Raw genomic sequence first — 18,872 nt, 5'->3', positions numbered from 1 at the left:
CAACTAATTAGTACTTGAATTAATAATCTAATAATTTAATAATCTAATAATTTATTTATAACTCCTCTGGCTTGGCTGCACTAACTCAAAAGTCAAAGGCTCTTTGTTTAAAATTTCTCCTTCAGGAGTATATTCCCAGGCGGCCACATAGCTAAACTCTTCATCGATGCGCTGGGCTTCTCCATCAGGCGTCTGGCTTTCTTCCCTGAAATGTCCGCCACAGCTTTCCCTGCGATTGAGGGCATCCCTGCAAATTAATTCGCCGAGTTCTAAGAAATCTGCGACTCTTCCTGCTTTATCCAATTCCGGGTTCATTTCAAAAATATCTCCCGGTATTCTCACATTTTCCCAAAATTCTTTTCTTAAAGCTTTTATTTCTTCAATGGCTTCGGTCAGGCCTTTTTCATTTCGCGCCATACCGCTTTTTTCCCACATAATGTGGCCAAGCCTTTTATGAAAACTATCTACAGATTCAGTTCCTTTTATGTTCATCAATTTTTCAATTCTTTCTCTCACCGCTTTTTCAGCTTCTTCAAATGCAGGATGTGTCGTTGGAATCGCCGGCGTACGAATTTCACCAGACATATAATTTCCAAGAGTGTAAGGAATTACAAAATAACCATCGGCCAAACCCTGCATCAAAGCAGAAGCCCCTAGCCGGTTAGCGCCATGGTCACTAAAATTTGCTTCTCCGAGGCAATACAAACCCTGAACGGTGGTCATCAATTCATAATCCACCCACAATCCGCCCATGGTATAATGCACGGCGGGATAAATTCTCATCGGCACTTCATAGGGATTTTCATCTGTGATTTTTTCATACATCGCAAACAGGTTACCATATTTCTCTTTGACAACTCCTTTGCCTAATTCTTCAATTTCATTTTCAGATGCGTTCGCTAATCCCCTCTTATGCGCTTCGGTTTTTCCGTAACGTTTGATGGCATCCGCAAAATCAAGATAGACGGCTTTTTTAGTGGTTCCGACGCCATAACCCGCATCACATCTTTCTTTGGCGGCCCGTGAGGTAACATCGCGCGGACCGAGATTTCCAAACGCCGGATATCTTCTTTCCAAATAATAATCACGCTCATTTTCCGGAATATCATTCGGCTTCCTGTTATCATCTTTCTTTTTTGGTACCCAAATTCTTCCATCATTTCTGAGGCTTTCACTCATCAATGTAAGTTTACTTTGATGGTCGCCGGTAACCGGAATACAGGTCGGATGAATTTGAGTATAACAAGGATTGGCAAAAAATGCCCCTTTCTTGTGCGATTTCCACGCGGCGGTTACATTGCTTCCCATCGCATTGGTGCTTAAATAAAAAACATTTCCATATCCGCCGGAACAAATCAACACCGCGTGTCCAAAATGCCGTTCCAATTTTCCGGTGACTAAATTCCGCGCGATAATCCCTCTCGCTTTTCCATCAATTTTTACAATATCATGCATTTCATGCCGTGAATACATCGTTACATTTCCCAAAGCAACCTGGCGTTCCAAAGCGCTGTACGCTCCCAGCAATAATTGTTGCCCGGTCTGCCCTGCCGCATAAAACGTACGCTGCACCTGCGTTCCGCCGAAAGAACGATTGGCAAGAACGCCGCCATATTCGCGGGCAAAAGGAACACCTTGTGCCACGCATTGGTCGATAATATTTCCACTTACCTGCGCCAGCCGGTATGTATTAGCTTCTCTTGACCTGAAGTCTCCCCCCTTTTCTGTTTCATAAAATAACCTATAAACCGAATCGCCATCGTTCTGATAGTTTTTGGCTGCATTAATTCCACCTTGTGCAGCGATTGAATGCGCGCGCCTGGGGCTGTCCTGGAAACAAAACGATTTCACTTTATAGCCAAGCTCAGCCAGCGTAGCAGCGGCTGAAGCGCCTGCCAGGCCGGTTCCGATTATGATAATCTCCAGTTTTCTTTTATTAGCCGGGCTTACCAGTTTTACGTGGTTTTTATAGTTGGTCCATTTTTGATCCATTGGACCTTCCGGTATTTTTGCGTCTAATTCCATACGTTTTATTAAATATTTTGAAACTTTTTATTTTTTGAATTTCATTCAGCATTCGCTATTGGAGCCATCCTGCCATAAAAGCAATCGGCATCATTGCAAAAAGAATGCAGATGACAAAAGAATAAATTACTCCAATGCCTTTAATAATATGAACCCACCTTCTGTGATTGATGCCAAAAGTTTGAAATGCGCTTTGAAAGCCCTGTAACAGATGAAACAAAAGAGAAGCAAGGCCAATCATATAAAGTACAAACCAAACGGGATTGGTAAATATTTCTCTCATTTCCTCGTAAAGATTTACAACCGGTCCGTGAAAATATAATTCATGTTTTGTACTGGCCCAGAAATGATATAAGTGCATTACTAAAAACAACAAAACGAAAGTGCCCAGCCAGCCCATGTATCGGCTGTACCATTTAATTTCTTTGGGATATTTTTGTTTGTTGTAACCTATTTTCCTTGCTGCCTTATTTTGTTGCCACAATAATAATCCCTGGATAATATGCAAAACAAAAACCGCGAAAAGCCCTACTTCCAAAAAACGTACAAAATAATTGTGCAACATAAAATAGGCTGCCCGGTTGAAGGTCTCTCCCCCATCATTTACAAAAATTAATGCATTTAAAGAAGCGTGCACTATCAGGTAAATAATCAAAAAAAATCCGGTAAGGGCCATTAAAATCTTTTTACCTATCGATGAAGTGAACATCTGTTTCCAGGTCATAGTGAAGAATGTTAAAATTTCAGATAGGCAAATGTACTACATGCACTTTAAAAAATGTGGAAGCATAGATTAATTGCTAAGGCAATAATGTATACCGCTTTACAAGAATCCTCATTCATTCAGCAGCAAACAAATAAATAAGCAGAATTTTATTTTTGAAATCTATCCATCTAATCTTCTTAGTAAAATATTATCCACCTGGTTGAAAAATACATCGGGCTTCATAGTGCGCCACGCAGGAAGATTCAACAATTCAACATAATTATTAAGCCTTGCCCTGATAAAATCGTACTGGGTTTGCGAAGGCATGTTTACCAGCACAATCCAACCGTTTTTATCTTCCACATCATCGCGCCATTCTTCGTAATAGCAATCGTCACTGCTGTGAAAATTGAGTACGTTTTCTGTTATCAAAATGAATTTGCGGATACCCTGCAACATGAAATCATCTATTACTTCTCTTTTGAGACGCGCTACATCGTTTTCTATCGCATCGTTCCATTCGCCAATCATTTCGATGATTACATATTGCTCCTCATAATCTGCCATCAGTACTTTCAGGTATAAAGTGCGGCTGCCAAATTCGTCCCACAAAGGATGGATGTAATAATTATAGACCGTATTCGAAAATTCAAATTCATTATACTCCCGCCCAAAAAAAGGAGAGCGCAAATCATTTTCTGATGAGTATAAATATTGCCAGTTATCGTATGGTTCTATGTCTTGCATCTACACAAATTTATTACTTAAAATACAAAAAAATTGTCAAGACCATAGGCAAAGAGTTGTCATTGTACAAGCAGGATTTTTTGTCTTCTTTTTGCTAGAAAGCCATTTAAGTTTCACTACTTTTTTTACAACACATGATGGCGGGGTTTTGTATTTCTGTTGTTACCTTTATCCGGATTAAAAAAAAGTGTATGTTAAAAGTAGGCGTATTTGGGGTTGGACATCTGGGCAAATTTCATCTGAACAATTGGAAAGAAATTCATGAGGCAGAGTTAGCAGGCTTTTATGACCCATCCGAAGCAAATGCTGCTGAAGTTAAAAAGCAATATGGATTAAAACAGTTTAAAAGCGCAGACGAATTAATTGAAGCCTGCGATGCAGTGGATATTGTAGCCCCTACCACAGAACATTACGCCTTGTGTAAAAAAGCAATTTTAAAAAGCAAACACGTATTTGTAGAAAAACCTTTGGCACATACAATGGACGAAGCCAGGGAAATTGTTAAGCTGGCTAAAGAGGCTAACATTAAATTCCAGGTGGGCCACGTGGAGCGCTTCAATCCGGCGCTGCTGGCTGCTAAAGAGCATGGGCTGGAGCCTATGTTTATCGAGGTACATCGCCTGGCGCAGTTCAATCCCAGAGGTACGGATGTAAGTGTTATTCTCGATTTAATGATTCATGATATAGACATCATACTTTCGCTTGTAAAAAGCAATGTAAGAAATGTATTTGCCAACGGAGTAAATGTATTGAGTGAAACTCCTGATATAGCCAACGTCAGAATTGAATTCGATAATGGATGTGTGGCTAATCTTACTTCGTCCAGAATCAGCATGAAAAAAATGCGCAAAATGCGCTTGTTCCAGAAAGATTCTTATGTGGGCATCGATTTTTTAGAGAAAAAAACTGAAATCATTAAATATAAAACGCCCGAAGATAAAAACGTATTTTCATTTGATATTGACACCGGCCACGGAAAAAAAACAATTGCAATTGCTTCGCCGGTAATTAAAGAAAATAATGCAATCAAAATGGAGCTTGAAAGTTTTGTGGAGGCCATCAGCAAGAACAAAATCCCTGTTGTGTCAGAAATAGATGGATTAAGGGCAATGGAAGTGGCCCATCGTATTCTTGAAAAAATAAGCCGGAACCGGGTAATTTAAATAACTCATTCAGATATCTTGCAAAAGCGTTTACACACTGGTTTTTATGCTTTAGGTGATGTAATGGCTTCCATTGCTGCCTGGACAGTGTTTTATTATTTACACCGCAAAATAGGACATGAAGGTTTTTATGTATCGAACAAATTTGTAGCGGGCTTAATTTTATATCCTTTAGGCTACGTGGTTTTGTACCATTTATTTGGCACCTACAAATCGCTTTATTATAAGTCGAGATTACTTGAATTATTTTCCACGCTGATAAGCACTTTCATCGGCAGCATCATTCTTTTTTTTATTTTTCTTTTTTATAAAAAACACCAGGATCTTTCTACTTTTTACAGCCAGTTTTTTATTCTTTTTGCTATCCAGTTTGTTTTTTGTTATCTCATTCGATATTTTCTTCTTTCAGTAGCCCATCATCAGATTCAAAAGGAACAGATATGGTTTAATACCTTAATTATCGGAGATGAAAAAAAAGTAAATAGCCTTTTGCAGATCCTTTCTTCAAATATAGAAAAGACGGGCTACCGTATTTGTGGATATCTCGCCAAACAAGCAGACGCGAATTCCCAAAATCAAATTCCTTTTTTGGGCTATATTTCTGACGCTACTTCAATTATTGGCGAATATAAAATCGATGAGGTGATTGTGGCCTTACCGGAGAACAAAAGGAGCGAATTGGAAAAAATTTTGCAAATGCTTGCTGAAAAAGAAGTGAATGTAAAAATATTACCAGATAAGGTGGATATCCTTAGTGGCAATGTGCGCACTACAAATATTATGGGTGCGCCGCTGGTACAAATTCATACAGGCCTTATGAATGCACAACAGCAAAATTTTAAGCAATTGGTAGATGTTTTTTTGAGCGTGACGGCCATTATGGTTCTATCGCCCTTAATTTTATATACCGCAATCAGGACTAAATTTTCCTCCGAAGGAAGCGTAATTTATTCACAGGAAAGAGTGGGTTACAAGGGCAGAAAGTTTTTTATTCACAAGTTTCGTTCGATGGTGGCAGGTGCGGAAAAAGATGGCCCCATGCTTAGCAGCCGCAATGATAAGCGCATTACCAAATGGGGAAAAACGATGCGCCGGTGGCGGTTAGATGAACTGCCTCAACTCTGGAATGTTTTAAAGGGAGAAATGAGTCTTGTAGGTCCGCGGCCCGAAAGGCAATATTATATTGACCGCATTACAGAAACCGACCCTGAATATAAATTACTGTTGAAGGTGAAGCCAGGCGTTACAAGTTGGGGTATGGTAAAATTTGGCTATGCAGAAAATGTAAACGAAATGATTCAAAGGATGAAATATGATATCATTTATATTGAAAACATTTCGCTGGCGCTAGATTTTAAAATAATGATACATACTGTCAGAATTATTCTTCTCGGAAAAGGAAAGTGACTATAACCAGTAAAGCCATAAATAGTTTAATTTTTTTCGCCATAAAAAAACCCCGCAAAGAATGCAGGGCTTTTTAAACATTATTTGAAAGTATTATTCAGCTATCACTTCAAAATCAACTTCGGTTTCGTGGCCTTTACCAAAATCAATTTTTGCTTTATAACTTCCTAATTCTTTAACATCGTCAAGAATAGTAATTTTGCGGCGGTCAATTTCATAGCCTCTTTGTTCACGGATGGCTCTTGCTATCTGAACTGAAGTAACGCTACCGAATATTTTTCCGCTGGTACCGGTTTTGGCGCCAATTTTTAAAGGAGATTCCTGTAACACGTTTACCACGCTGTTAATTTCAGCGAGCAATTTTTCTTCTTTCTTCGCCATCTGTTTTTGCCGCTCTGCTAACCTTTTCAAATTGGAAGAGCTTGCTTCCACCGCGAATTTATGTGGGATAAGATAGTTGCGGCCATACCCATCTTTTACAGTCACCAGTTCATTAGCACCGCCCAGGTTGTTTACGTCTTGTATTAATATTACCTGCATTATTTCGCATTTTTACCCAATCCCGAAAGCTTTCGGGACTTTCTCCTCCTTGTGTTGGATTAGGGTGGTTAAAAAAATTATTTCATGAGATCTGTAACATAGGGAAGAATAGCCATTTGGCGGGCCTTCTTCACGGCATCGCTCACCTTGCGCTGGTATTTCAGTGAATTACCGGTAATGCGTCGTGGCAATAATTTTCCCTGTTCATTCAGAAATTTTTTGAGAAAATCGCCGTCTTTGTAATCAATGTATTTAATGCCCAGTTTCTTAAAACGGCAATATTTTTTTGGCCGCTTTTCAGCTTTTATCGCTGTAAGGTATTTTATTTCATTTGCTTTAGCCATTGGTAACCTCCGCTTTTTCAATTCCTGTTTGTACGCCATTTCTCTTTTTTGCATTGTACTCGACGGCGTATTTGTCAAGTGCAGTGAACATGTGGCGAAGTACTGATTCATCGCGCAAAAGCTGGGTTTTCAGCTTTTCATTGAAGTCGGTTGGCGCCTTATATTCCAGAACCCAGTATAAACCGGTAGTTTTTTTCTGGATTGGATACGCCAGTGATTTAAGCCCCCAGGCATTCTCGTGAACTACCTCTCCTCCGTTTTCAGTAACTAACGAAGTAAACTTATTCTGGGCAGATTTGTATTCTTCCTCAGAAAGTACAGGAGTAAAAATCACCATCAATTCGTAATTCTGCATTAATCGTGTTTTTTAGCTGTTTTTAAACAACGGTGAAAAAATTTTTATTTTGGGCGGCAAAGGTAAGTTCTTTTTCTTTTTGAAAAAAGAATTTAACAGGCATAATTTCAGGTATGCATTATGGAAAAATTCCCAGCTCAGCGTAGGAAGTAGCTACTTTGTTAATGGCAACAACGTAGGCGGCAGTCCGCAAATCAGGAATAGCAGGTGTTTTTTGCCACACATCTACGATTTCTCTTGTGGCCATTATCATAGTTTCTTCAAGCCCGCTTCTTACCAAATCCACTTCATCTGCTCCGTGGATGATAAAATCCCGTTCTACCGGAGAGATCTTTTTCCCGGTAAGGTTTTCAACCATATCAACAATATGATGATTCATATTCTCAGTAAACCTCTTTTCAAGCCTGCCATAGCGGACATGGCTTAAATTTTTTAGCCATTCAAAATAGCTAACCGTTACCCCGCCTGCATTCAGGTACATATCCGGCACAATTAATATGCCCTTTGGATTTAAAATATCATCAGCCTCGGGAGTTAATGGCCCATTAGCTGCTTCACCAACGATCTTTGCTTTTATCCGATTTGCATTGCCCGCATTAATTACATTTTCAAGCGCGGCAGGTATCAGTATATCACATTCCATTTCCAGCGCGTCCGCGGACTTTTCAAAGTTCTCTGCTCCTGGAAAACCGAGGATTGAACCTGTCTTTTTTCTGTGCGCCCAAACCTGTTCTACATCTAACCCATTATAATTTTTTATAGCGCCTTCATATTCGGCAATACCAACTATAACCGCCCCTGCCTGCTGAAAAAACAATGCAGAGTGATAGCCCACATTTCCTAAGCCCTGTATACAAATTCTTTTCCCCTTTACACCTAATGGAAGTCCTATTTTATCCATTAAGGTATGCATGTTGCAAATTTCCGTGAGCCCGTAAAACACACCAAGCCCTGTGGCCTCGGTTCGTCCCCTTACGCCTCCCTGCGAAACGGGCTTGCCGGTCACGCATCCCTGGGCATCAATTTCGCCCGGGTGCATAGCAACATACGTATCCTGTATCCACGCCATTTCTCTTTCCCCCGTTCCATAATCTGGAGCAGGCACATCAGTTCCAGGACCGATAAAGTTTTTCTTAATCAATTCCGCTGTATACCGGCGGGTAATCTTTTCAAGCTCGTAGGGAGTATAATCACGCGGACTTATTTTTATGCCGCCTTTAGCGCCACCAAACGGAACATTTACAATTGCACATTTATAAGTCATTAGCGCGGCAAGCGCCATCACTTCGTCCTGGTTAACAGCAAGACTGAAACGAATTCCGCCTTTGCATGGCGTTTTATGATGAGAATGTTGTACCCTGTATGCTTCTAATGTAACTATTTCGCCACTTTCTCTTTTTATGGGAAAACGCATTTGATAAACACTATTGCATTGTTTGATTTGCTGAAGAATGCCGCTGTCCCACGATGTAAATTTGGCTGCTTTGTCGAAACTTTTTTCAACATTTTGAAAAAAACTATAACCCGCTTTTTCGGACATAAAATTTTATTTAAATGAACGATAATTAATTTATTTAAAGTCCTTTTCCTTTTTTGAAATCTTCAAATCTATCCTGACGAGATAAATAAACAGGACAATTAATATCACTAGGCAAACCGCCATTACCACATAAATTTTGTTGTGGCTGCGCATTAAATCATCCACGGATTGGCCCGGCCTGGATGCCTGTGCCCAAAGAAACATTGTGGAAAAGCATAGCAAAGAAGAGAGAAAAAACCTCTTAGAAAACAACTTACTCATTTATCAAATTTTTGTTGGAAAGCAGGCTTATCCTGATTTTTAAACTGCTTATCCAGATTCCCAAAAGCAGCCAGCCAAAAACAGCAGGCCAGAAGATCATTTCCATGGTTGCATCTAAGCTTCCTCCGCCAAGGGCAGGGTTGCCACCCCCTTTGGCGCCTTCCATCCCGCCGGGATGAAGCGATTGAACCATGCGGGGTACTATCATGATTAAAGGAATATAAATGAAAAAAGCAAAAATGTTATACACCGAGGATACACGGGCTTTTTTATCTATATCATTCATAGAGCCTCTTAAAACAAGATAGGCCAGGTATATAAGAATCGCAATCGCCACACATACCTGTTTTGGATCATTGCTCCAGAATTCACCCCATGTATATTTTGCCCAAATTGACCCGGTAGCCAAGCCAAGCAAACCAAAAAGAATTCCCGTTTTGGCAAACTCTGAGGCATAAATATCATATTTAAATTTTTGTGTTCTCAGGTAAGCAATTGAAAATGCTAATGACATGCCAAGCAGAACCATTTGGCTAAACCACATAGGCACGTGGAAGAAAAAATTACGAATACTTTGGTGAAGATTCCCGATGATAGGAACGCGAATTAAAAATCCGGCAGAAAAGGTGAGCAATAAAAAAAGGATACACAATATCTTCCACCACTTTAATTTCATGACAATTTTTTGTGTGGCAAAATTAAGAATATTATCATTGTGTTTTCCCAATTGTTTGATTGCCACGGCTTATTTTAAAGATATTTAACCAATCACGAAAGGTGATTGAAAATCTCCAACAAATGATTTGGTTAGCCGATCGAAGTGGTTACAAATATTTAATCAACTAATATTTTTTTAAATAAGTTTATTAGTCCCTCCACAAAAACGGGAATAAAACAATACCAAGAACGATAACTAATATATCAAGGCCGCCCAAAAGCAGGGATATTTGCAGCAACGCCCCTTCCCTGAAAACCTCTCCATAAGCTGCCCTGGACAAGCGAATTAATAAGAGCAGTTGAGGGATAATCAAAGGGAAGCCCAGGATCGCCATGATGGCCGCATTTTGCTGGGCTTTGGCAGCGATGGCCGACATGAGCGTAAAAACAAGGCTTAAGCTCATCCCGCCAAGAAAAGCAATGCCTACAAATTGCAGGTAATTAAAAACCGGGTTGCCTAAAAGAATCCTGAACAAAAGCAGGCTCAGCAATACCATTAGCAGCATAATAATTATACTATAAATTAATTTGCCAATAATAAAATGAACAGGACTGGTGATTGTATAAAAATAAAGCATCCGGCCTTTGCTTTCCTGCATAAAACTTTTGGCCACCGCGTTAATACAAACAAATAATTGTATCATCCAGAATAAGCCGTTGTACACCGTACTTTCAGGCTGGCCCATTGCGAGGTAAAGAACAAAAATGGTAGACGCTACATACAATAGTATTCCAAAAAATGTATGTTGCTGGCGAAGTTCCAGCAGGAAATCTTTTTTTAGAAGGGTAATTATTTTTGACATTCAGATGAATTAGGAAAAATTTAGTTCGAGCGTAGGTTTTTAATATGATTTTGGTTCCCTGCTTGTATGGTTAATGCGAATTATGAAAACCTCTTTTGCACTTTTATAATAAACAATACGATATTTCATAGTTTCAAAGTAGAGATAATTGCCATCATTATTTTTCTTATAAGGATCTTTTCGATGAACTATTCTATCATCAGATAAATGATTAATCCTGACTAATATCTTTTCTTTTATTTTATCCGCATTTTGATCTGAATCTTGCCGGATATAATCAATTATTTTGTCAAACTGAGTGATAGCTGCCTTTGTCCAGGTAACTTTCCTTTTTATCATTACCAGGTTTTTGACATTTTCACCACTTCCTCATGAGAAAAAACTTCGCCACTCTTGATTTGTTCAATTGCCTCGTCTAATTCTTTATTATATTGTTCAATACTGATCCGGTCTTTATTTTCCACTTTGCCATTTAAAAAAACTTTTAGCATTCGAATGACAGATTTTTTTTGTTGTTCACTCAATTGGGTAAAATAACTGAACATTTGTTTTTCCAAAACATTTTCCATTTCTTACTGTTTTTTACAAATTTACCTTTAAAAAAGTAAAATAAATCTGCCAGTAAAGCAACAAATAATGAGAAATCTTATTCACTTTCTATACTATTTAACTGATTAACCAATCAATCCTTTAACTGCGCACATATCCTGCACCTGGGCTCATAAATATTTTTTTCTCCCAGCAAAACGCGCGGCCCGGTATTGATTTTTCTATAGCTGACATTTGCGATATTGCCACACACCACGCATATTGCATGTAGTTTTGTAATATAATCAGCAATGGCTAACAAGTTAGGCATTTGGCCAAATGGCTTTCCCTGGTAATCCATATCAAGGCCGGCCACAATTACCCGCATGCCTTTTAAAGCAAGCTGCTCGCACACTGTAGGGATCTGGTCATCAAAAAACTGGGCTTCATCAATACCAACCACATCTACATTTTGCGCCAGTAAAAGAATTGTCTGAGAATTATCGATGGGTGTTGAGTGAATTCTATTTTCATCATGGCTTACTATTTTTTGGTCGTCATATCGCGTATCAATTGAGGGTTTAAAAATTTCGGCTTTAAGATGAGCGATTTCAACACGCTTTAAACGGCGGATTAATTCTTCTGTTTTGCCGCTGAACATGCTGCCACAAATCACCTCAATCCAGCCCCGTCTGTCGCCCTTCAAAATGGGTTCGATAAACATTTTTAGTATTTAGTTTTAAATTTCAATTAGTAACTTAGCCCCGATTTGCAAGGTTAAATTGATTTTGCCTGAAATCAAAAACAAAGATTTTCGCGTTAATAATCCAAGAACTATTTTATGGACCGGGTGTCAACACTTCTCAATAAACTACAAAAACAACTGAATGAAAATTCGCCTGCAAGAGAAATGTTACAGACTGTTCAAATTCTACAGGCAGAATTAATAAAAAAGGTTGAGAAAAAGCAGGAGTTGCAGTTTGAAAAAATTTCAGTAGTGATGCCGGTAACTTTTGATTTAGTTGAAATTGAAAGGGCCGGCAATAGTGGTACCGAAGAAAAGATTGTGCAGGTGCTGGAAGTAGATGAAAAAGCAATTGAGGAGGAACTGCAGCAAATTAAAAAGAAAGCCCAGGCGGCCAATACGCGCCCTTCGCAAAACCGCTCCGGATTTCTGTTTGATCCTCTTGAAGAGGTTCCCACGCTTGCGCATCAGGACCAGGTGGAAAAAAAGACGGCAGCCGAATTATCTTTCCAATATCCTGAATCGCTGAACGATCAGCTTAAAGAGGAAAAAATAGAACTTTCACATACGCTCACTTCTTCGCCTATTAAAGACTTAAAAAAAGCAATTGGGATAAACGATCGTTTTCTTTTTATTAATGAATTGTTCCGCGGCGATGTGGCCATGTATGAGAGAAGTATAAAAACTATCCAAAATTTTTCCATCTACGCAGAAGCCGAATTTTGGATAAGAAGAGAACTGAAAGTTAAGATCGGCTGGCTCGACAGCGACCCGGTTGTAAAGCAGTTTGACCAGTTGGTTAAAAGAAGGTTTGCGTAAAAAATAATCACCATTATTTGTTGCTTTACTGTATCACGCGCCAGGCTGAGATTCATTGTTAGTAATTCTTTCCGCCACTACCGCCAGGTCATCCAAAGAAACAGTGATAGGCATTGAGCCTATCAACACAATTGCCTTTTTGCCACGAATTTCTTTAACGGTTCCAATCTGCCGGTTTTGTTGCATTTTTACTTTATCGCCAATATTTACCGGCTTGTTTATTTCAACAAATTTGTCGTCTATTTTTTGCTGTTTCTTCTTTAATATTTGTTTTTCAGGTTGTTTATAAAGGGCAGCCTGCATCATTTTAATTACCTTCTTTTTATCATCCGTCTTTTTCCATTCTGCTACCAGGGATTTTAATTTCCGATCCATCTCTTTCAGGTAATTATATTTCGATTGGTTAATCCGGTTTTGCTCTTTTAAGAGTTCTATTTGTTGCTGATGTTTTTCCTTAGCGATTAGCTGATTTAAATTTTTTTGTAGTCTTTCATTTTCAGCCAGCAACTTGCTGAGATGTTTTTTTTCCAGCTCCATCTGTTGCTGGTCCTGCTCTGTCCGGTTCAGCAATTTATCCAGCGAAAAATGAGCATCATCTACCAGCTTCCTGGCTTTTTGTATTAATTCTTTCGGCAGCCCTATGCGTTCGGCAATTGCAAAAGTGTACGAGCTTCCCGGTTGGCCGATAACAAGGCGGTACAACGGTTTCAGATTTTTTTCATCAAAAGCCATGGCGCCGTTTATAATTCCACTTACCTTATTCGCCATTACTTTCAGATTAAGATAATGCGTGGTAACAATTCCTAATGAATGTTTTTTTGCCAACTCCTCCATGATGACTTCTGCAAAAGCGCCACCCAGGTTTGGATCACTGCCGCTACCAAGTTCATCTATTAAAAACATCGTTTTCCCGTTCGCATTTTCCATAAAATATTTCATGTTAAAAAGATGGGACGAATAGGTGCTTAATTCAAATTCGAGGCTTTGTGTGTCACCGATATGAATCATCAGTTGTTTAAAAATTCCAAACTCACTGTCATGGCTACACGAAACAAGCAATCCGCATTGAACCATAATTTGCAGGAGCCCGGCGGTTTTTAACGTTACCGTTTTTCCGCCTGCATTAGGGCCGCTGATTACGAGAATTCTTTTTTTGTCATCCAATGAAAGATCAACCGGGATGGTGGGTTTGCCGGATTTTTGATTATAAATAAATAGCAGGGGATGAGTCGCATTTTTAAGATGCAGCATTGGCGTATCATGCAAGGAAGGAAGATTTCCATTATAATCCAATGCAAGCTTTGCCTTCGCCCTGATAAAATCATATTCACCAATCATTTGATGGTAGCTGGTCAGCAAAGGATGGTAGGCGCGCATCCTGGTAGTAAGCTGTTGAAGTATTATATAAATTTCTTTTAGTTCTTCATTCTCTAATGCTACAATTTCATTATTTAAATAAGTGGTTTCTTCCGGCTCTATAAATGAAGTGCGCCTGCTATCGCTTTCTCCGTGCAAAATTCCTTTCACCATTCTTTTCTGCTCGGCAAACACAGCCAAAACTTTTCTTCCATTCATAAAGCTTTCTTCTATCTCCGTCAGGTAGCCCAGTTTGTTTAAGCGGCTCACAATTTTTGCAAAAACTTTTTTTAATTCAGTGCGTTTTCTATAAAGAGCTATTCTGATTGACGAAAGTTTTTCAGAAGCATTGTCTTTAACCATTCCTGTCTCATCAATTATCTCATCAATCAACATCCCGATGTTTTTTTCAAACCAGGTTTGTTCAATAATAGATGCCAACGAAGGATATGCCACTTTTCTATCGGGTGAAAACCATCTGAAAATTTGCTGGATAGCTAAAGCCAGCTTTTTTATCTGGAGGAACTGATCGCCTGAAAGCACAGAAGATTCAATGCTTAATAACTTTAATTCCCTGGCAAGGTCTAATACAGCATCATCAGGAAAATTTAAATGATTTTGAAAAATAAGCTTGTATTCATTTGTTTGCAAAAGCTCGGGCTCAATAAATTTCCTGTTCGTATGGATGCGCAATTCGTTTGCTTTACCGGCCGCATATTGGGAGCGGCAATGTTGCGCAAGCAAAAGCTTTATTTTATCAAATTCCAGTTGTTGGACAGCGGATCCGGGAAAGAGTGTCATGTATTAAAAAGCTCCATTTTTTTGTTGCTGGTAAATGTAAGATATGTTTACCGGAGAAATTATGCTCAAATTAATGATTCCGGTAAAGGAAACTATTTTTAAATATACAGGGAGGCAATCTTGGAAATTGTTGTAAGAAAATATGTTCTTAATTAATGTTCGTCCGGAAACTCTGAAATAAAAAACAATTTATTTGTGGGTTCACTGCATAGCAGACGGTTCGGTTCCGGGATTATCGCTGTTTAAAACGAATTTCCATTCACCATTTTTTTGTTTCTTCCAGATGTTGACATACGTGCCGGTTAGCGTGGTATCCTCAAACTGCAATTCAAAAGTGCCATAAGTATATCCCAAATCGCCGGAAGAAGCAATCTCTGCATGAGCGGGTTTCCAGGAAAGTGTATAAGCTGTGTCGCTTAGCTGGCTTATGTATTTTATTGCATCCGCGCTTACTATTGGTAAATGATCAGGCCTCAGTAATGCGCCTTCATCATCTATGTATTGCAAATAAGCTTTTTTCATTCCTACCTGGCGACACATATCCGAAAAGGCCAGGTCAGTGTTGAGCATTTCGTGAGTAGCCGGTTTGGCTGGATTTTCCTGTTTTACATTGCAGGAAAAAAAAACAGGGAAGATTAAAAAAATAAACGCAATATAAACAAGGCTTTCCTTAAGCATAAATTAGTGGTTTATAAAAAAGGCGAAAGCATTTTTCAATACCATCGCCTATGCGCAGGAAATATCACCTGCATGTTGAAGGCTGTTACACCTTTTAAATTATATGTGCAATTTATCCTTTTTTGCCAACAATTCCTCAATTGTTTCCTGGTACATTTCATCAGGAATGCAACAATCAACCGGGCAAACCGCAGCGCATTGTGGCTCTTCATGAAATCCCTGGCACTCGGTACATTTATCAGGAACGATATAATAAATATCGTCAGCAATAGGAGCATTCCGTTGCTCTGAATCCATAATGCTTCCATCCAGCAAAGTAACGTCTCCTTTAACCGAAGTTCCATCGGCCAAGGCCCATTCTACGCCGCCTTCATAAATTGCATTGTTGGGGCATTCGGGCTCGCATGCCCCACAATTGATACATTCATCTGTTATTTTAATCGCCATTATTATATGTTTTTTAAGCAGTTCTGCGAGGTCAGAATTATTTCCGAATTTTGGCCCCATTAATTAATACAAATATAAAGATAATTGAATCATCATGGCCTTATCTGAAAGAATTCAAATATTAGCGCGGCTTGGCAAATTTCTGTTGACAAACAATGAAGAGTTGGCAGCAGTTAAGCAAAAGGCTTTTGAAAAAAATAAATGGTTTACGGAAGATTTTGTTGATTATGCCTTTAAAAGTATTTCTGAAAATTATCTCGACGAAACAAAATTGAGCAATTGGGTAAATTATTACCATATTGATGATAATATTTATCCGCGCAGAATCGGAATCGTGATGGCTGGCAATATCCCACTGGTAGGGTTGCATGATTTTTTATGCGTTTTTGTTTCCGGCCATCACCAGGAAATAAAGCTGTCGGATAAAGATGATGTATTACTTCCTTTCATTATTAAAAAACTGGCAGAGTGGGATGCAACAAGCGCTTCGCGGATACGAATCAGTGAAACTTTAAAAAATTGCGAAGCGTACATTGCCACAGGAAGTAATAACTCAGCACGATATTTTCATCGCTATTTTGGTAAATATCCATCTATCATCAGAAACAATAAAACGTCTGTTGCCATATTAACAGGTGATGAAAGTGAAGAACAACTAAGCCTGCTGGCGGATGATGTAAATCTCTATTTTGGGTTGGGCTGCCGGAACGTCACTCAATTGTGGGTTCCCGAAAATTATAATTTTGAATTATTGTTACGTGCATTTAAAAAATACAATTACTTTAAAGACATTACCAAGTACCGAAATAATTACGATTACAATCTTGCCTTGTTTATTATGAATAACAAATTCTACATGACAAATGAATCTATTATTCTATCTGAAAACAGTAACCCTTTTTCAGCCGTAAGCGTGCTTCATTATTCTTTTTATGAAGATGAAAAAATTATTTCGGCACAATTAAATGAAAACCCGGAAATACAATGCATTGTTGCTGAAAATGCTGTAGCTTTTGGTAAATCGCAGCAGCCAGGATTGTTTGACTACGCTGATGGAGTAGACACGATGGAATTTTTATTGGGCTTGTGAATTTGCCTTTTTAAGATTGGTGAGATGAGTTTTGGTAATTGTAGTTATTAAGAATTGATTTGAGACATGAACAGTAATTATTTATTTTCAAAATCTCTCTTTATTTGATCACTGCTACCGTGCCATTTTTTCTGTGGGTAACGCCCCTGGCATCTGTGTACTGCGCGATCCATATATAGATACCCGCCGGCTGTGCAGTATGGTTGAAGATAGCATCCCATCCCTGCGAAATTTCTTTTGTAAAAAATACACGCTGGCCATAGCGGTTGAAAATTGATATCCTGAAAGATTTGATGGTTCCCATAGAATGGACTTTGAAAATATCATTTAGTCCGTCATGGTTAGGCGTAAACGCTGACGGAACAAAGAGTATGGGCGGGCATTCTTTAAATGCTACGACTTTTGTTGCCGTCACAGAATTGCAGGCGTTCGAGGCCTCCACTGTATAAGTGCCGCTCTGGCTAACCGTAATGGAAGATCCACGCGAGCCGTTGCTCCAGAGATAGGTAGTATTTGGGCCGCCGTTCATAGCCAGTAATTGCGTTTCTCCATAACAGGCCACCGTATCAGGGTCGCTGCTGATGGTTGGATTGATAACAGGATCCCAGTTTACGTAAAAAGAATCCGAGCGGATGCAAACTGAGTCATTCTGTACGCCGCATTGATACCAGCCTTCGCCGTATTGATCTTTGGTGATGGTAATGGAGCCGCCTGTTTCGTTTACAGGCGCATTATTCTTATACCATTGCAGTTGTGAGCCTGCATAATAGCTATCAGATTTCATGTGCAGGGTAGTGAAAGCATTGGGCCCGTCACAAAGGCTGCCATTAGCTACTTCAAGAATCGGCTTGGGCGCCGAGGCCTGGTAAAGTTGAAGATGGTCGAGGAAATAAAATTCCGACACTTCATTCGCTGCACGGGGCATATAAGGCACATCGCTCATATCGCAGGCAGGCCCGATGCCGATAGATTCTATATCGGCAGGCGCGATGAACTCGATGATGGCCCTAACCCAACTACCAGGTTTTCCACTGATGATAACCTCGCCAAGATTGATCCATTCAGGGTTTATCTGTGAAAGGCAGCCGTAAGTGCCATGATTTCCCTGTGGCCTGGGAAAAGGGAGGTGAGTGCTGTCAATCACTCCAAACAAAGCGAACTTTGTAGGAGATTTGGAAACATTATAGCCAAGCCTGCCGTTATAAGGAATGGAATTTGTGTCCTTTATTCCAAACCCAAGATAAAAACTTAAACGATACAGGCTGTCTTTTTTTAAAAGGCGTAAGAGATTGGTACAGATATAATTCTTTGCCCTGTATCTATCAGAAGAAGCGGATCCGCTCAAGGATCGGTCACTTGAAATTCCGATGACTCCCTTTCCATCAGGAATAGGCTGGGGAACCAAAGGATCATAAAGAGGATAACCTGAGTTTTCATAAGAATAATCACGTGGATTTTTGGGAATGTAGAAACGATTGCACTGGCCAAAATAAGTAAGGCCCATATAGTCCAATACCGGTTCCTGCCAGTAAGGAATGATAGAAATCATTGGAACAAACAAAGGGCTCGTGGTAGTAATTAAATCCGTTTCACAGGAATAGGACACCTGCTCCAATGAAGGATTGCCAATATAATCGGCAGGATAGAAAGGCATTTTATTACAGTTATCCTGCGCCATGGTATTCCTGGCTGTGGCAATAAGGGAAAATAATATTAACCATATCTTCATATAAATTCCCGATAATTTGTAACCAAATAATAAAATGCGAGCAGATATGATATGATACTGACTCAGTTAAT

General features: G+C 39.3%; 21 protein-coding genes. 4 read left to right on the top strand and 17 right to left on the bottom strand.

Features of this window, described 5'->3' with window-relative positions; genetic code table 11:
* Positions 1-51: 51 nt before the first annotated feature.
* From EFY79_RS05545 to EFY79_RS05535, 3 genes are all read right to left on the bottom strand, one after another.
* Positions 52-2,025 carry a fumarate reductase/succinate dehydrogenase flavoprotein subunit gene (locus EFY79_RS05545; protein ID WP_123119670.1) on the bottom strand — a complete coding sequence of 658 codons (1,974 nt, stop codon included), beginning with the start codon at positions 2,023-2,025 and terminating at the stop codon, positions 52-54.
* 55 nt (positions 2,026-2,080) lie between these two features.
* Positions 2,081-2,749: a succinate dehydrogenase cytochrome b subunit gene (locus EFY79_RS05540; RefSeq protein ID WP_199727443.1), complete on the bottom strand. Its 669-nt coding sequence runs from the start codon at positions 2,747-2,749 to the stop codon at positions 2,081-2,083.
* Positions 2,750-2,911: 162 nt separating this feature from the next.
* Positions 2,912-3,478: a hypothetical protein gene (locus EFY79_RS05535; RefSeq protein ID WP_123119669.1), complete on the bottom strand. Its 567-nt coding sequence runs from the start codon at positions 3,476-3,478 to the stop codon at positions 2,912-2,914.
* A gap of 191 nt (positions 3,479-3,669) precedes the next feature.
* Between EFY79_RS05535 and EFY79_RS05530 the strand changes: the two genes are divergently transcribed.
* Together EFY79_RS05530 and EFY79_RS05525 are read left to right on the top strand one after the other, a co-directional pair.
* A complete protein-coding gene (locus tag EFY79_RS05530; protein ID WP_123119783.1) occupies positions 3,670-4,641 on the top strand; it encodes a Gfo/Idh/MocA family protein in 972 nt (323 codons plus the stop codon).
* A gap of 18 nt (positions 4,642-4,659) precedes the next feature.
* On the top strand, positions 4,660-6,048 hold the full coding sequence (locus tag EFY79_RS05525) for a sugar transferase (protein ID WP_148041859.1): 1,389 nt from the start codon (positions 4,660-4,662) through the stop codon (positions 6,046-6,048).
* 93 nt (positions 6,049-6,141) lie between these two features.
* On the opposite strand, the gene rplI is transcribed toward EFY79_RS05525, so the two are convergent.
* The 10 genes from rplI to EFY79_RS05475 form a co-directional block, all read right to left on the bottom strand.
* Positions 6,142-6,588, bottom strand: a complete 447-nt coding sequence (rplI, locus tag EFY79_RS05520) for a 50S ribosomal protein L9 (RefSeq protein WP_123119667.1) — start codon at positions 6,586-6,588, stop codon at positions 6,142-6,144.
* Positions 6,589-6,665: 77 nt separating this feature from the next.
* The gene (gene rpsR / locus EFY79_RS05515) at positions 6,666-6,932 is read right to left on the bottom strand and encodes a 30S ribosomal protein S18 (RefSeq protein ID WP_123119666.1); all 267 of its coding nucleotides are present in this window, start codon (positions 6,930-6,932) and stop codon (positions 6,666-6,668) included.
* Positions 6,925-7,287 carry a 30S ribosomal protein S6 gene (rpsF, locus tag EFY79_RS05510; protein ID WP_123119665.1) on the bottom strand — a complete coding sequence of 121 codons (363 nt, stop codon included), beginning with the start codon at positions 7,285-7,287 and terminating at the stop codon, positions 6,925-6,927. The genes rpsR and rpsF overlap by 8 nt, the downstream gene beginning before the upstream one ends.
* A gap of 118 nt (positions 7,288-7,405) precedes the next feature.
* The gene (locus tag EFY79_RS05505; protein ID WP_123119664.1) at positions 7,406-8,827 is read right to left on the bottom strand and encodes a Glu/Leu/Phe/Val family dehydrogenase; all 1,422 of its coding nucleotides are present in this window, start codon (positions 8,825-8,827) and stop codon (positions 7,406-7,408) included.
* 30 nt (positions 8,828-8,857) lie between these two features.
* The gene (locus EFY79_RS21995; RefSeq protein WP_394338864.1) at positions 8,858-9,088 is read right to left on the bottom strand and encodes a CcmD family protein; all 231 of its coding nucleotides are present in this window, start codon (positions 9,086-9,088) and stop codon (positions 8,858-8,860) included.
* On the bottom strand, positions 9,081-9,764 hold the full coding sequence (gene ccsA, locus EFY79_RS05495; RefSeq protein ID WP_123119782.1) for a cytochrome c biogenesis protein CcsA: 684 nt from the start codon (positions 9,762-9,764) through the stop codon (positions 9,081-9,083). Before ccsA ends, EFY79_RS21995 begins: the two co-directional genes overlap by 8 nt.
* A gap of 190 nt (positions 9,765-9,954) precedes the next feature.
* The gene (locus EFY79_RS05490; protein WP_123119662.1) at positions 9,955-10,608 is read right to left on the bottom strand and encodes a heme exporter protein CcmB; all 654 of its coding nucleotides are present in this window, start codon (positions 10,606-10,608) and stop codon (positions 9,955-9,957) included.
* Positions 10,609-10,647: 39 nt separating this feature from the next.
* Positions 10,648-10,947 (bottom strand): type II toxin-antitoxin system RelE/ParE family toxin, encoded by a 300-nt coding sequence (locus EFY79_RS05485; protein ID WP_123119661.1) that lies wholly within the window; start codon positions 10,945-10,947, stop codon positions 10,648-10,650.
* Positions 10,947-11,177: a hypothetical protein gene (locus tag EFY79_RS05480; protein ID WP_123119660.1), complete on the bottom strand. Its 231-nt coding sequence runs from the start codon at positions 11,175-11,177 to the stop codon at positions 10,947-10,949. Before EFY79_RS05480 ends, EFY79_RS05485 begins: the two co-directional genes overlap by 1 nt.
* Before the next feature lie 113 nt (positions 11,178-11,290).
* On the bottom strand, positions 11,291-11,860 hold the full coding sequence (locus EFY79_RS05475; protein ID WP_123119659.1) for a thymidine kinase: 570 nt from the start codon (positions 11,858-11,860) through the stop codon (positions 11,291-11,293).
* Positions 11,861-12,046: 186 nt separating this feature from the next.
* On the opposite strand from EFY79_RS05475, the gene EFY79_RS05470 reads away from it, so the two are divergent.
* Positions 12,047-12,700 carry a hypothetical protein gene (locus EFY79_RS05470; RefSeq protein ID WP_148041858.1) on the top strand — a complete coding sequence of 218 codons (654 nt, stop codon included), beginning with the start codon at positions 12,047-12,049 and terminating at the stop codon, positions 12,698-12,700.
* 33 nt (positions 12,701-12,733) lie between these two features.
* Here the strand turns inward: EFY79_RS05470 and EFY79_RS05465 are convergent, their stop codons facing one another.
* The 3 genes from EFY79_RS05465 to EFY79_RS05455 all read right to left on the bottom strand — a co-directional run bounded on the left by EFY79_RS05465 (position 12,734) and on the right by EFY79_RS05455 (position 15,982).
* A complete protein-coding gene (locus tag EFY79_RS05465) occupies positions 12,734-14,857 on the bottom strand; it encodes an endonuclease MutS2 (protein ID WP_123119657.1) in 2,124 nt (707 codons plus the stop codon).
* A gap of 201 nt (positions 14,858-15,058) precedes the next feature.
* Positions 15,059-15,535, bottom strand: a complete 477-nt coding sequence (locus EFY79_RS05460; protein WP_123119656.1) for a YybH family protein — start codon at positions 15,533-15,535, stop codon at positions 15,059-15,061.
* Positions 15,536-15,634: 99 nt separating this feature from the next.
* The gene (locus EFY79_RS05455) at positions 15,635-15,982 is read right to left on the bottom strand and encodes a 4Fe-4S dicluster domain-containing protein (RefSeq protein ID WP_123119781.1); all 348 of its coding nucleotides are present in this window, start codon (positions 15,980-15,982) and stop codon (positions 15,635-15,637) included.
* Positions 15,983-16,076: 94 nt separating this feature from the next.
* On the opposite strand from EFY79_RS05455, the gene EFY79_RS05450 reads away from it, so the two are divergent.
* A complete protein-coding gene (locus EFY79_RS05450; RefSeq protein WP_123119655.1) occupies positions 16,077-17,072 on the top strand; it encodes an acyl-CoA reductase in 996 nt (331 codons plus the stop codon).
* A gap of 100 nt (positions 17,073-17,172) precedes the next feature.
* On the opposite strand, the gene EFY79_RS05445 is transcribed toward EFY79_RS05450, so the two are convergent.
* On the bottom strand, positions 17,173-18,801 hold the full coding sequence (locus EFY79_RS05445) for a T9SS type B sorting domain-containing protein (RefSeq protein WP_123119654.1): 1,629 nt from the start codon (positions 18,799-18,801) through the stop codon (positions 17,173-17,175).
* Between the last annotated feature and the right edge of the window lie 71 nt (positions 18,802-18,872).

This window comes from Hanamia caeni (genome assembly GCF_003721595.1).
GTDB classification, from domain to species: domain Bacteria; phylum Bacteroidota; class Bacteroidia; order Chitinophagales; family Chitinophagaceae; genus Ginsengibacter; species Ginsengibacter caeni.
The sequence above is the reverse complement of the archived record's forward strand: the minus strand, read 5'-3'. Positions and strand labels throughout refer to the sequence as shown.